Source organism: Gardnerella sp. DNF00476, assembly GCF_049262735.1.
Classification (GTDB): domain Bacteria; phylum Actinomycetota; class Actinomycetes; order Actinomycetales; family Bifidobacteriaceae; genus Bifidobacterium; species Bifidobacterium vaginale.
Window position 1 is genome coordinate 802576 of sequence record NZ_CP058401.1, and the last position, 14237, is coordinate 816812.

Sequence of the window (14237 nt, forward strand, 5' to 3'; positions counted from 1 at the left end):
GTTCCTTCATTTTATTTAGTGTTCTTGCAGTCTATTAAGCAAAATCGACTGAATTGGCTCGTAATGGTCGTTTACCGCCTGTCTATATCCATCTGCGTCTCCCGCAATAGCCGTTTTTAGCATAAGCTCGTGCGCTCTAGCGGTTTTTTCAAGCTCGTCCGAAACTTCCAACCCCAATTGTGGCAAAACCGCCATATGCACAAGCCACAAGCATCGCACGAATTGCTCTGCAATCGTATTGTTTACCGCGCGCAAAATACCAGTGTGGAAAGCAATGTCTTGTTCCAAGAACGTTTTTCCAGCATGTGCTTCTTTAGTCATTATTTCCGAAAGCGCCTCCAATTCTGGCTGCTGTGTTCCTTTAAGTGACTCAACCACCTTATCCGCGCATCCAAGGTCTAGGAATTTTCGCATTTCTACAACATCGCTTAAATCTTCAAAATTCTTATTTATTGAGATTAAAGAGCGGAATGCAAGTGTTTCCACCATTGGGTCAAGCGATAATGAGCCAACAAACATGCCTTTCCCTTGCTTAACTTCCACAATATTAAGCGCTTCCAGCTTGCGAATCGCCTCGCGCACAGATGACCTTGATGCACCAATCAAGTTGCAAAGCATTGGTTCTGTTGGCAGCATATCTTTTGGCTGCAAGCGTTCTCTTAAGATAAGCGACCTGATTGCATCCATTGTTTCATCGCAGCGTTTTCTGGCTGTGATTGGAGCGGAGTTTGAGTTTGAGCTTGCCTGTAAGAAAGATAAACGATCTAGTGTTGTCATCTCGTCGTCTTCATGGCTGCTAAATGTCTCTTCCATGTTGGCTCCTTTCAGTTCGCGTAAGGCTTCCTTCTTCTAAATCTTTCATTTTTTCACTTGTGTTTATTTTATTTTTTATACAATCTAAGTCTGTATTGTTTAAACTTTTTGCATTGCTTTTAAAATCTATTTGTAAATTATCCTGCTTCCAAAGATTGGAATCTATTGCCGTTATATAAATTCCAGTAGTCTCTCTTTCCCACAGTAGTTGCAAAGTTCGTTTATTGCTAGAGCTAAGGCATTGATAAACGTGGTGGAATGGGTTTATGCACACGTTTTTTGCCCATGTTTTTCCGCCGTCGTAGCTAAATCTCACAACTCCGCGACCGCGATAAGGCATCATTTGGCTTGCGTTTGCAAACGCTATACAGTCTGCGTTTTCTGCATTTTCGCTGTTAAAACAGGTTGCGCTCGGCTGGCTGAATATCTCTGGCAAACTTGTGTCAAAAATTAGCTCGCTCCAAGTTTCTCCGCAATCATGACTAATGGCTTTGCCTACACATCCCGAGCGATTTTGATTGCGGAAGAAAGCCAGAATATCGCCATTTTTGCGCTCAACAAACACGGTTTCGGAGCTTGTTGCATCGTCGTCTTGCATTGTTATAGGATCTACGATTTTTCCGTTGATTAATCGCCCTTCGTTAATCATTTTGCCTCGGCTCCATGTTTTTCCGTCGTCGTCCGAAATAAGCGCTCCCGAAGAATAGTGTGATTTGCTTTGACCACTGCAATAGAATGGCACGAGTATTCTGCCGTAATGTTTCTCGCTTTGTCTAATAACTATTCCGTTCCCTGGGCATACTCCAGCGAAGCTCATCCATGGCTCCTTAACCATGTGATCGATTAAGCGTGGCGCACTCCATGTTTTGCCGTCGTCGTCCGAGTAGATTTGAGCTATATAACACGTTTTTTCGGCAAATAATGGCTGACTTTCGCTCGCAATTTCTTGCGATTTCCATATGTTCCACGTGGAACTGTCGCAAGTTTGATTACTGTGCGAGTTATTGCGTAAGTCATTGTGCGAATCGCAATTTTTTATGCTTCCGTCTGGGAAAACTAGCCACTTTGTTGCGCATTCTTTTTCGCTAGAATCGCATGGCAATTTTACGGCCGCGCTTGCGTCCATTGCCGCCGCGTAGTTGCCGCCTAAGCGGTCTATTAGCTTGATCCTTCCGCACGCGTCTACGCCTACAGCGGTTTTGCAATTTGTTAGCCCAATTCCGCCAGGATTAAGGTCTATTAATACGTTAATTCTTTCGCTTTTTCCCGCTGGATCTAAAATGGGGCAGGAGTCGATTGCGCTCGCGCCCAGTTTTCCAAGGTTTTTGCCAGGCATGTTGATTACGGTTTGTAAAGGCTTCCACGTTTTTCCGCCATCTGTGGATCTGCGAATCACAAAGTTTATGTGGTTTGGAGCGTCGTTTGAAACGCTTGTTCGCTGGTCTGCTCCTGCGATTAGCGTTCCCATGCGCGTTTTTACAAGAGACGGTATTCTGTAGCTGCGAGAGCCCGCATATCCCGTGTCAAATAGTGCAGTTGTTACAAGCGGCTTTACTCTTGATATTCTTTGGATTTGTCCTTCGGTTAGCGCGCTAAAGTAGATTCCGCCTGTTCTAGCTTCGCCCATTAATCGCACTCCGCGCAAGTCTTCGCCTATACTCACTGCGTTTAATTCTGGTATGTTTGCAAACCAGAATTGTCCTATGTTGTGCGACTGGCTGTATCCGTCTACGTAAATGTCGGTTGCTCCGCGACTTGCGCGAATAATCAAGTCGTGCCATTCGCCGTCGTCAACGCTTGCGGCTGTTTCGATTACGCTTTTTACGCACGTTTCGCTGTCGATTAGCGTGATTTTTATGCCTTCTGGTCCTGCGTACACGCTTATTTTTTCGCTAGATTCTAGATTAGTGTTTGCTCCAACAGTTCCAGCAGCAAAAAGCACTCCATGTTGGCCAGGGCCTCGCAATCTAAATTGAATGTGCAAAGTTCCGCTTGACTTGCAAGATACGCGTTTTATGTCTCTTGCGCAAATCGTAGGTCCTGCAAACCATATGTCTGGCTGTGCTTGAGTGGACGAATTTGCGATTTCTTCTGGATTTGGCAAGTGGTTTGAGTAGTAAAAGTCGTAGATTTGCGAAGATTCTGCCTGCGCTGCACACACTTCGGCCGCTTTTTCGCTCACTCTTTGCGGCCCAAGATTCGTTGCGCTCGCAAAGCATTGGTATCCGTCTAAATAGAATCGGCTTCCAAAACTTCCGTACGTTATTGCAAAATCGTGTTCGCGCCCGTCGCATGCGCCTAGCGCATCTTCCATTTGTAGTGCAATTTCTTTCGCACCGTTTGCGTCGGCGCTATCTTCTAAAAGATTTTGTGCACTAAGCAGGGGAGCGTCTTCTTTAATACTTATTTTTATTATTGGAGTTGTGTGCTCTTGTTGTGCAGAAGCTTCCGACTTTTGCGCGGGCTTAATATCTAATAAATCACAATCCGAATTTGCTACAAATTTAAACCCTATTATTCCTTCGTTCTGATTTATTTCCTCGTTTTTATCTTTACGATTGATGCTCGATGCGTTTTCGCTAGATGGCGTAATTTTTATTGTGGCATGGCTGAATCGCGTCTGCTTCGAACCTTTGATATCCGCGATATCTTCAATAAGGCTCGTCGTCTTCGTTGAACGACGTTCCATTTTTAGTCCTCCATGACCGTAAAAATTAAAACCACTATGTTTTAACACGTCTGACGTCTTACGACATCTACTCATTTAGTCTATCACATATTTTTAAGCAAACGCGCAACTGTTGTAAGATGATGTCGCAAAATAAAAAAGAACGTTGAAAAATCAACGTTCTTAAAGAGTGCGAACGGCGGGACTTGAACCCGCACGAGTATACACTCACTGCCACCTGAAGACAGCGCGTCTACCATTCCGCCACGTTCGCATACAGACCACAAAGCTACCATATTTGCAGACGTTTAGCAAATATACACCTAGTGTGTTGCGCGACGACCTGCCTTCGAGCTTAGAGCGTAGCGCGAGAAGGCAATTCGGAGCGCTGAGCTTGCTCAAAGTTGAAAGCACAGTGTGCTTTCAACGCAAGCGAAGGCGTGAGCGCGCTTAGACCGCGCGAACGCAGAAACACCCAGCCCTCTCGCAACGTTAAGTAGGAAACCGTGTAACTCCAGAGAAATTATCCGCGCGAGCCATTTTCGTAGTAGTGCGCAAGCGATTCATCGCGGAACTCTTCAAAATATCCGCCGTCAATCGACGCGCGAATGTCGTCTAGAAGCTTAACAAAGAATCGCTCGTTGTGAATCGTAGCAAGCGTGTATCCGTTCATCTCTTTAGCGCGCAGTAAATGGCTAACATACATGCGCGAATAATGCGTGCAAGTGTAGCAATCGCATCCAGCTTCAAGCGGTCCCTGATCGTGCTTAAATTCGGCGCGCTTTACGTTGTATCGTCCGTGGCGAGTAAAAATCGCGCCGTTTCGGCCGCATCGCGCAGGGGCAACGCAATCAAACGTATCTCCGCCGTTTTCTACGCAAGCAAAAATGTCGTCAACTGCAGCAATTCCAAGCACGTGGCGAGGGCGATTTTCTGGCATAGCATCGCAGATCCAAGCGCAAGTGTCTCCAATAATGCGCTTTTCAATTGCTCCACCAATTCCGACGCCATCAAAGTCGAGCGAAGCAATCTGCTCTGCCGCGTGCCTACGCAAATCCTCGTAATTCGCTCCCTGAACAACGCCATACAACGCCTGATACGGCTTTCCTAATCGCGCCTCGGTTAATCGCTTGTGTTCGGCAACACAACGCTTAGCCCAGCGGAAAGTGCGCTCAACCGACTCTTCTTGATATCGACGAGTATTCATCAAAGTTGTAAGCTCATCGAAAGCAAACATAATATCCGCGCCAAGCTTGTGTTGAATACCCATTGAGATTTCTGCGCTAAATCGGTGAATTGAGCCGTTTAGAGGGGACTTAAACGTTACGCCATCCTCGTCAACGAATGCCATACGCTCTTTACCTTCTGCAATAACATCGTCGGACTTCATGCCTGTAACGTCCATTGCAAGAGTTTTCTTAAAACCAGCGCCAAGCGAAAGCACTTGGAATCCGCCAGAATCCGTAAAAGTTGGGCCATCCCAGTTCATAAACTTTGCAAGACCGCCAGCTTCGTCTAAAATGTCTTCGCCAGGGCGCTCATATAAGTGGAATGCGTTAGAAAGCATGCATTGGCCGCCCAAGTCTTTTATTGACTCTGGCAGCACGGCCTTCATTGCGGCTTGAGTTGCAACAGGCACAAAAGCAGGCGTGTGAATATCTCCGTGAGGCGTGCGAATCACGCCAGTTCGCCCGTATCTAGCTCCATCTTTTCCCTTGCCGTCCGCCGTATTTTCCAAACGCGTTTTTGTTGTAAACGAGAATTCGCTGCGATCTCCAGGCTTACCAGGCTCTGCTCCGCGTGGGTGTTCAATAAGATTAGTCATACCTTTTACTCTATTAGAAGGCATGACGATATGCGCATAAGTTGTGGCATTGTACGCGGAAAAGTCGTCAGCAACCGTTCGTTAAATTTTACGTGTTTATGTATTTTCTATAAAAACCGCTAGCTAATTTTACGGTATTCATACGGTAACTATATGGTATTTATACGGCATTATATGGCTAAATATTCAGGTAATTTTAAGAGCAAAACGTTTAACTCATATTGTAAGAAAATTAAATCTTAGATTTTAACTTACGCTTTATTTGCGTGTAGAAAGATTAAAGCGCGTAAAAATCTCATATTAACTTGTATGAATGCGTGTAATCAGATTAGAGTATGTTGTGTTAAAAGATTTAAGGAGGATTAATGGCTGACGATATTTATGATTCTAAGGCCTATGATTCTAGTGAAGTGCAATCTGAGCAGTCTTCACAAGGACAGTCACAGACGGAGGAGACTAAGCAGACTAGTCAGGGTGAACCTCAGATTTATCGTCCTGCTCCGGAATATGGTGCATATGGTCCTGTTAATACTGGCGACGGAAGTGATGAAAATAATTCTGCAAACTCTTCGGTTGCTGGCGACTCTACTGCTAATGATGGTGAAGAATCGTCAAGAAACACAGTTAACGGAGATTATGCGCGTTCGGATGACAATTTGGATAATCCATTCTTGCCTTATGGTGATCCCTATAGCGGCAATATTAAAAATTCTAGATTTGGGAATCCTTATGATTTGAGTGATGATGCTGCTGATGGCGATGCTGGCGATAATCAGGATGATGCAGTTCATGGCGAAGTACAGGTCGTAAATCAGGGTTCAAATCAGAATCCAAATCAGGGTCCACATGTAGTGTACAAAAAGCGTGGCGCTAGAAAAGAGTCCAGAGAAAACTCAAATATAACAGTGGCGATTGTGTCGTCAATTATTTCTGCAGTGGTATGCGTTGTTGTAATGTCATTCGCTATCACTCAAGGACTAATTTCTATTCCAGGTTCGGGAACGCTTGCAGATGTAGGTACACAATCATCTTCAAAAGGAACAGCAGTAGTAAAAGGTGGTCAATCTCCAGATTGGCGTTCGGTTGCTAAAAACGTTTCTGGCGGAGTTGTGTCTATTCAGGCGCGCAATGACAAGAATATGAGCAAAGGCTCTGGGGCAATAATCGACAAGCAAGGTCATGTTGTTACAAACAATCACGTTATTGCTGGAATGCAACAGCTGCAAGTAACGCTATCTAATGGCCAGATTTACAAGGCAAAGCTTGTTGGAACCGATAAAACTACCGATTTGGCTGTGCTTAAAGTAGACGGTTTACCAAGTAACGTAAAACCAGTTGAGTTTGCTGATTCTGATGCTCTTGCTGTTGGAGAACCTGTGATGGCAATTGGAAATCCTCTTGGTTACGACGATACTGCTACAACAGGCATTGTTTCCGCGCTTAATCGCCCAGTTTCCGTTATGGATGATCAGAGTCGTTCGGAAATCGTAACAAATGCTGTGCAAATTGACGCTGCAATCAATCCTGGTAATTCTGGCGGACCAACTTTTGATGCTGCTGGAAAAGTAATCGGTATTAATTCTTCTATTGCCGCAACTTCTGCTAGAGGCGGCACAGCAGGGTCTATTGGAATTGGATTTGCTATTCCGTCTAATCTTGTTAAGCGCGTAGTAAACGAGATTATTAAGAATGGTTCTGTAAAACACGTTGCTCTTGGAATTATGGTTAAAAGCGTGAACGTAACGCAAAATAACATTACGCGCGGCGGCGCTCAAGTGGCGTCTGTAACTCCTGGCGCTCCTGCAGCAAAAGGCGGAATGCGTGCTGGAGATACAATCGTGGCGTTTAATGGAAAGCCTGTGACAAGCAATTATTCGCTTTTGGGATTTGTGCGCGCTACCGCTTTGGGAGATAAGGCAACAATAACAGTTGTTCGTGGTAACGGAACTGTCAATCTAACAGTCAAGTTTAACCAAGAAGAAGCTGCTGTTAATGGCGCAACTCGTCAAGACCCTCGATCCTTGAGGAAGCGCGGAAGTAAAAAGCCTGATTCTTCCGATAAGAAGAGCCAGAACAACAATGGAGGCGATTCTTCAGATGGAGATGATGATCCTTTGGATCAACTCCCTCGAGGCGGAGACGACGATTCTGACGATGGTGGCATTTTTGACCCATTCGGTTTCTGGTAAACTGATAGCATGACTTACAAAGATTTTGGCCAACTTGCATCGGAGCGGTTTTCTGCACGCGACTTTTTAAACAAGCCGATTGAGCAAAACGTTTTAGAGTCAATATTGCACACCGCTTCTCTTGCGCCAAGCTGGAGCAACACAAGAGCTTATGCGCTTGCGATTGCACAAGGCAGCAAAAAAGATCGCATTGTGAAAGCTTATTTAGATAAGTGCAATGCAATGCTTAAAGCCAAAGATAAGAGTTTGAGCGAATCTGAGCGCGCTCAGTTTGCTCAAGAGTCAGCGCCTAATGGCGACGTTCCTGTTGCAAAGCCGTACCCCGACGATTTAAAGCAGCGAAGCGCTAAACTCGGTCTAGCGTTATATTCGCATTTAGGAATCGAAAGGCACGATTTTGCAGCCAGGAACGCCCATACGCGCAGAAATTTCGAAGCTTTTGGAGCACCCGTTATTGGCTTTGTTTTAGCTAGACGCGATTTTATGCCATTTGCTGCAATGGATGCAGGTCTTATGCTACAAACGCTGTTTCTTGCTGCTAAAGATTTAGGCGTTGACTCTTGTCCGCTTGGAGTTTTGGCTACTTGGCGAGATCCGCTAGACGCGGAGTTTGATGTTCCAGAAAACATGGAGCTTTTAACTGGATTTGCGCTTGGGTATGCTAGCGATTCGCATACAAACGAGTTTAGAGCCGAGCATCCAAAGATTGAGCTGCTTTAGCGATTGCGAAACAATTGTTTTTGCCTATTTTATGTGTGCTTTGCGCTCGTAAATAGTGGCAGTGCTTTCATAAACCCAAGCTTTCCAAGACGTTTTAACGTTGGAAACAGCGTGCGCATTGTAATGCGAAATGTTGTAGTTTAAAGCCAAGAAGTAGTACCACGGCTGGCTGGATTCGCTAACAAAAAATTCTGGCTCGCCCTTTGCAGCACAATCCGTCAACTCTTGTGCTTGCTGGCTTGCAGTAGGGCTTTCATTCGTTATAAAAGTCTTGTTTTTGTAAGCGCAATCTATAAGATTTTTAGAAAAATAAGGGTTTGCGCCTATTAAAAGCCACGAATATTGGTGAGTGTCGTTTTCTTCGTGAGAAATAACTTTTCCACTTTCGTCAACCTGCTCGTCGTTATGGAGCCAAGATGCTACAAAACGCTTATTTTGCAAGTGATTACTAGATATGTATTGTGCTACAGCTCTAGAAGGCGAATAGTCAAACAGAATGTCGTTTACGCAAGCAAACGCGTTCCAAATTAGGCTTGGTGCAAGGATTATTGATATTAGTAGGTTGATTTTAAAAGCTTTGTTTTCGGTAATTTTTGTTTTATTTTGATAAAGATTAGTCGGCTTTATTTTAGCTAGTGCAGATTTTGTAAAAATGGCGACTTTAATAAAAATCGCAGGAATATCTTTTGTACTAAGCGGCTCTTTGATGTGACTAATCCAAAGTATGCTTAGCAGAAACACAAAGATTAGACCTGCGTGGTGAAGCGTAAAATAGCGAACAGCTACGATTGTAAGAACGAGATAAGGGATTACAAGAACCGCAAGGAGTTTTCTGCGCTTGGCGATTTTAATTGCAAATGCCCAAATCACAAGACTAAAAATTGTGCATATTGTAATCGGCAAAAAGTCAAAAGGCATTCTTCGCATTGAAATATCGCCATAAAAGCTTGTAAACATGCTTTCGGAAGGCATTACGAATATAAAAGCGAAGCATTTTGCAATTGTTGAATTGCCATCAATCGTTGCGCGAGTGGCGAATGCGTTTTTTGCTGGCCATGCAAGAGCAAGGTTTGCAGCGCCAAAAATGGCGATTAATCCCCAAGATATAAGTCGCGCCCAATTTGATGCGATTGTTGCTTTAATTGCGTGAAGAATGGAGCTAAAATTAAGAGTTTTGCTAATATTCTTGCTAAAAACTCGCCAAATCCAAGCAATTGTAAAGCCTGCAGCAAATGCAATCCCGTACACGCTAAGCAAGCACATAAACATAAGACTAATCGCAAGTTTGCAAGCGCTAGAAGTCTTAGAATCCGCACTATTCCAATAATGTGCCGCTACTAGCAAGCTTAAGCAAAGCAAAGCGTATGGTCGCGATGTAACACCGTACTGGAAGCAAGCAAAATAAGTAAACGGAATAAGAAAAGTTGCAAGGCTGCTTGCGCTTTTAAAAGGCGACTTAAAAATAAGCCACGCACCCAGTAGGCTTGCGCAAACCAGTTGAATACCCTTAATTCCAAACTCGTATGGAACGCTATTTTTAGCTGCAATCGCAAGCAAAAGATTCCAAAAAGGAGGGTGACCCTCGTAATGGGGTCTAACGCTAATAATGTCTGCAAGCGACGAGTCGCGCGCAATCAGCCAGCTTTGAGCTTCGTCAAACCAAGGTTCGTGGAAACACATTACGATTGCAATAATCGCAATGTATAAAACAAAAGCTAATAATAAAGCCAATGTGCGCGCGTTATGTGAATCTTGTAAATTGCGTGGCTTAAAAATCCGCATGAGTGTTAACTCTTAATTCGCAATGCTAATTACTAATTTTGACTCAAGGCGGCAAGCCTGCGAGCGTTAGCAACAGCATACAAGCTGATTCCAGCTGCAACGGATGCGTTAAGCGATTCGACAGCGCTAGAAATTGGGATTCCAGCAATAGCATCGCAAGCTTCACGCGTTAGGCGACTCATGCCCTTGCCCTCGCTTCCAAGAACTACGACAAGCGGATCGGTTTCAAAACCAGTCTCGCCAACAAGCTTGTCGCCGCCACCGTCAAGACCAATCGCATACCATCCGCGCTCGCGCAAACCTTGAATCGCCTTGTTTAAATTCACAACGCGAGCAACAGGCAAATGTGCTGCTGCGCCTGCAGAAACCTTCCAAGCGGCAGCTGTAACAGATGCGCTTCTGCGCTCTGGCAAAATTACGCCATTTGCGCCAAAAGCGGCTGCGGATCGAATAACAGCACCAAGATTTTGTGGATCGGTAACTCCATCTAGTGCTATAAACAATGGGCGTGCGTTAATGCGAGCGGCTGCAGAATCCGCCGCCTCCATAGCGCGAGACTTCTTTTCTGCGCGATCAACAAGCTCTTGCAGCGAATAGTATTGATAAGGCTGCACTTTTAATATAATGCCTTGATGATTGGTGCTGTGAGCAATGCGATCCATTTCCAAGCGATCCGCTTCCAAAAGTCGCAAGCCTTGCATGCCAGCAAGCTTAACGATTTCGCGCGTGCGATCGTCATGCTCAATGCGATTTGCAACATAAAGTTGCGTGCTAGGAACGCCTACGCGCAAAGCTTCAAGAGCTGCATTTCGCCCAATTACCAACTCGTCGCTATCTGTGCCCAACTTATCTACTCTGCGTCTAGCTGCCAAACGCGGATCTGCAAACGTGCGCTTAATCGCAGCCTTTTTAGCGAAATAAGCCTTATGATACACGCGGTCCTCTGCTTTAGGAGTAGGTCCCTTGCCGCGCAATGCATTACGATGTTTTCCACCCGACCCCTTGGTCGGTCCTTTTTTCATAGCCATATTCTTATTTTCACATGCCCCCGAGGCATTGACGATGCTTTGGTGCTGCATTAGCGAGGCATTAGTATTTGGCGCTTTATGTGGCATAATAGAACGGTACTTAATTATTGTTATTGCAATAATCCACAACCGCGCAATAATCAAGATTTTGAGTCAACTTTGCGTAAAAATTTTGATTATTGACTACTCCGCGGCGCTCCCAAGGGGGAAAATATGGTTGATCAAAGCGATCAATCCAAAGATCCGTCATTGCAAGACGTGCAAAATGTTGCAAATTCGCTTAATGTAAACGTTTCTACGGGTTTAAGTAGTGATGAGGCGGCTAAAAGGCTCGCGCAATTTGGCCCGAACGTTTTAGCTAGCGCTCCTAAAACACCAGCGTGGAAGAGATTCCTAGAACAGTTTAAAGATCCGCTTGTTTACTTGCTTATAGCGGCTACTATTATTTCCGCAATCGCATGGTTTGTTGAGCGCGCACAACATGGTGGCGAAAGTGGCGGCGAAGTTCTGCCGTTTGACTCAATAGTTATAATCGTGATTCTTATAGCAAACGCAGTTTTGGGCTATATTCAAGAGTCGCGCGCGCAAGAAGCAGTTGAAGCGCTGGCAAAAATGAGCGCTCCGCAAACGTCTGTTCTTAGAGATGGGCGAGTTATGCGCATAGATACGGCGGATGTTGTGCCTGGAGATATTTTGGTTCTCGGCGAAGGCGATGCTGTTTCTGCAGACGCAAGGCTTATTGCAGCCGCTTCTTTGCGCGTTGCGGAAGCAAGCCTTACAGGAGAATCTGTTGCTGTTAGCAAGCGTCCAGAAACTCTAGCTTCGCCAAAATCTTTGGCAGACCGCACAAACATGGTGTTTAATGGCACTGCCGTAACGCAAGGCACTGGTCGCGCAATAGTCACTTCTACTGGCATGAAAACTCAGGTTGGAAAAATCGCAGATATGCTTTCTAGCGCGCAAGAAGAAGCCACTCCTCTCGAGAAGGAGATGGTTCGCGTATCTAAGGTTCTTGGAATCGCAGTGTGTATTATTGCAGCCGTTGTGCTTGCGTCTATGTGGGCTCTTGAAGGATTCCGCACTATTGAAGACGTTATAGATTCTTTGCTTCTTTCTGTTTCTCTTGCTGTTGCTGCTGTTCCAGAAGGCTTGGCTGCTATTTTAACGGTTGTTCTTGCTTTGGGAGTTCAGCGCATGGTAAAGCATCATGCTGTTGTTAAAAAGCTTTCGTCTGTAGAAACTCTTGGCTCCGCATCTGTTATTTGCTCCGACAAAACTGGTACTTTAACTCGAAACGAGATGACTGTTGAGCGTGTTATAACGCCTAGCGGCCAAGTACAGCTTACAGGTAGTGGGTATAAGCCAGAGGGACGAATGGTTTTGCTGGATTCTTTAGATGCGGATTTGGCGGTTCCTCCAGCTCTAGCAACAGAGGTGATTGGCGCGCTCGGATCTGGGTATTTAGCAAACGATGGCGACTTGCACCATAATGAATCGTCTGACGCATGGCAGCCAGTTGGCGACCCTACCGAGGTTTCGCTTATTGTTGCGGCGCGCAAAACCAAGGCGGACAAGCGTTACGCGCATCTTAGTCGCGTTGCGGAAGTGCCGTTTACTTCTGAGCGCAAACGCATGTCTGTTGTTGTTAAAGACGGGTCGGATTCTGGGAATCTTATTGTTTGCGCTAAAGGCGCTCCAGATGTTTTGCTTTCTTATTGCACGCGAATCGCAGTGGCTGGCGCTGTTCGTCCGCTTACAGATGGCGATCGCGAAGAGATTCTTGCAAATGTGGAAAAGCTCTCTGGCGAAGCGTATCGCACGCTTGCAATGGCGTATAGACCGCTTGGCGTAGATAGTTTAGCTAAAGTTGACGGCATGGTTTCTAACGCTGCCGGCCAAATCGCAGATGTTGCTGAACAAAGTGATGTTTTGGAGTCTGATTTGATTTGGAACGGCATGGTTGCGATTATTGATCCTCCTAGAATCGAAGTTCGAGATAGCGTTGCTCAAGCGCATCGTGCTGGAATCAGAACTGTTATGATTACTGGCGATCACCCGCTTACTGCTGCTCGAATCGCTCGCGACCTTGGCATTATTGGAAAAGATGAGCATGCGCTTACAGGCGATGAGCTTGACGAGTTGCTTTCTAGGGATGACGACAATATTGCTTTCGACGATGCGATTAGCAAAGTGAGCGTGTATGCGCGAGTAGCTCCAGAACACAAGCTTGCTATTGTTTCCTCGCTACAAAGGCAAGGCAATATTGTTGCTATGACTGGCGACGGCGTAAACGATGCTCCTGCCGTAAAGTCGGCAGATATTGGCGTTGCAATGGGCATTACGGGTACGGAAGTCACTAAAGAATCTGCCAAGATGATTTTGGCAGACGACAACTTCTCCACAATCGTTGCAGCAGTGCGCGAAGGTCGCGGAATTTTCGACAATATTCGTAAATTCTTGCGATACTTACTTAGCTCCAACGTTGGCGAAGTGTTCACCGTGTTTGGTGGCGTAGTGTTTGCTGGCGCTTTGGGAATTACGCAGCCAAATTCTGTTGGCGTAACTTTGCCTTTGCTGGCAACTCAGCTTTTGTGGATTAATTTGCTTACGGACGCTGCTCCTGCGCTCGCAATGGGCGTTGATCCACAAACGGATGATGTTATGAATAGGCGTCCGCGAAGGCTTACGGATAGCGTTATCGATAAGCCAATGTGGGGAGACATTGTGTTTATTGGTGTGATTATGGCAGCTATAACGCTGATTGGCATGGACATGCATTTGGCTGGCGGATTGTTTACAGACCGCTCCACAACTGTTTTAACTCATGCTTCTCAAATGACTCACGCGCGCACAATGGGCTTCACTATTCTTGTGTTTGCTCAAATGCTTAATGCTCTTGCATCTCGCTCGCATTTGCAAAGCGTGTTTGTTGGCTTGTTCGCAAATCGTTGGCTTTGGGGTGCAATCGCAGTTTCCGTAGTGTTGCAGCTTGCTGTAATTTATATACCATTCCTTAATGGCCCGTTTGGCACAGTTCCGCTCGACTTTATGGAGTGGGTGGAGTGCCTTGGGCTTTCAATGGTTGTGCTTATTGCTTCGGAGTTAAGAAAGTGCGTTTTGCGATTTATTGCTAAGCGCAAAGCTGCATCTTCTGTTGCAATTTCTGCCTAATATTTTCGACCGCGGCACGCGCTACACTTGGCATATTAGTG

Annotated in this window: 8 protein-coding genes and 1 tRNA gene; 3 read left to right on the forward strand and 6 right to left on the reverse strand. The window is 45.5% G+C overall.

Annotated elements, in window-relative coordinates:
* Positions 1 to 15: 15 nt before the first annotated feature.
* From HXT25_RS03295 to tgt, 4 genes are all read right to left on the reverse strand, one after another.
* Positions 16 to 813 (reverse strand): FadR/GntR family transcriptional regulator, encoded by a 798-nt coding sequence (locus tag HXT25_RS03295; RefSeq protein WP_004573582.1) that lies wholly within the window; start codon positions 811 to 813, stop codon positions 16 to 18.
* Positions 797 to 3502 (reverse strand): exo-alpha-sialidase, encoded by a 2706-nt coding sequence (locus tag HXT25_RS03300; protein WP_422118659.1) that lies wholly within the window; start codon positions 3500 to 3502, stop codon positions 797 to 799. Before HXT25_RS03300 ends, HXT25_RS03295 begins: the two co-directional genes overlap by 17 nt.
* A gap of 170 nt (positions 3503 to 3672) precedes the next feature.
* A tRNA-Leu gene (locus HXT25_RS03305) sits at positions 3673 to 3755 on the reverse strand.
* Between the two features lie 249 nt (positions 3756 to 4004).
* On the reverse strand, positions 4005 to 5330 hold the full coding sequence (gene tgt, locus HXT25_RS03310; RefSeq protein ID WP_174143107.1) for a tRNA guanosine(34) transglycosylase Tgt: 1326 nt from the start codon (positions 5328 to 5330) through the stop codon (positions 4005 to 4007).
* A 341-nt stretch (positions 5331 to 5671) separates the two neighbouring features.
* Between tgt and HXT25_RS03315 the strand changes: the two genes are divergently transcribed.
* Together HXT25_RS03315 and HXT25_RS03320 are read left to right on the forward strand one after the other, a co-directional pair.
* Entirely contained in the window at positions 5672 to 7495 is a 1824-nt protein-coding gene (locus HXT25_RS03315; RefSeq protein WP_048730924.1) for a S1C family serine protease, read from the forward strand.
* A gap of 9 nt (positions 7496 to 7504) precedes the next feature.
* The gene (locus HXT25_RS03320) at positions 7505 to 8215 is read left to right on the forward strand and encodes a nitroreductase family protein (protein ID WP_422118660.1); all 711 of its coding nucleotides are present in this window, start codon (positions 7505 to 7507) and stop codon (positions 8213 to 8215) included.
* Positions 8216 to 8239: 24 nt separating this feature from the next.
* Here HXT25_RS03320 and HXT25_RS03325 read toward each other — a convergent pair whose 3' ends face one another.
* Positions 8240 to 9997: an ABC transporter ATP-binding protein gene (locus HXT25_RS03325; RefSeq protein ID WP_422118661.1), complete on the reverse strand. Its 1758-nt coding sequence runs from the start codon at positions 9995 to 9997 to the stop codon at positions 8240 to 8242.
* A 32-nt stretch (positions 9998 to 10029) separates the two neighbouring features.
* Positions 10030 to 11025, reverse strand: a complete 996-nt coding sequence (rlmB, locus tag HXT25_RS03330) for a 23S rRNA (guanosine(2251)-2'-O)-methyltransferase RlmB (protein WP_019261477.1) — start codon at positions 11023 to 11025, stop codon at positions 10030 to 10032.
* Between the two features lie 213 nt (positions 11026 to 11238).
* On the opposite strand from rlmB, the gene HXT25_RS03335 reads away from it, so the two are divergent.
* Entirely contained in the window at positions 11239 to 14196 is a 2958-nt protein-coding gene (locus HXT25_RS03335; RefSeq protein ID WP_422118662.1) for a cation-translocating P-type ATPase, read from the forward strand.
* The last annotated feature ends 41 nt before the right edge of the window (positions 14197 to 14237 follow it).

Bases quoted from the DNA above. Each gene is read 5' to 3' on its own strand.
- HXT25_RS03315 (WP_048730924.1), top strand. From the start codon at position 5,672: ATGGCTGACGATATTTATGATTCTAAGGCCTATGATTCTAGTGAAGTG.
- tgt (WP_174143107.1), bottom strand. From the start codon at position 5,330: ATGCCTTCTAATAGAGTAAAAGGTATGACTAATCTTATTGAACACCCA.
- HXT25_RS03320 (WP_422118660.1), top strand. From the start codon at position 7,505: ATGACTTACAAAGATTTTGGCCAACTTGCATCGGAGCGGTTTTCTGCA.
- HXT25_RS03300 (WP_422118659.1), bottom strand. From the start codon at position 3,502: ATGGAACGTCGTTCAACGAAGACGACGAGCCTTATTGAAGATATCGCG.
- HXT25_RS03325 (WP_422118661.1), bottom strand. From the start codon at position 9,997: ATGCGGATTTTTAAGCCACGCAATTTACAAGATTCACATAACGCGCGC.
- HXT25_RS03335 (WP_422118662.1), top strand. From the start codon at position 11,239: ATGGTTGATCAAAGCGATCAATCCAAAGATCCGTCATTGCAAGACGTG.
- HXT25_RS03295 (WP_004573582.1), bottom strand. From the start codon at position 813: ATGGAAGAGACATTTAGCAGCCATGAAGACGACGAGATGACAACACTA.
- rlmB (WP_019261477.1), bottom strand. From the start codon at position 11,025: ATGGCTATGAAAAAAGGACCGACCAAGGGGTCGGGTGGAAAACATCGT.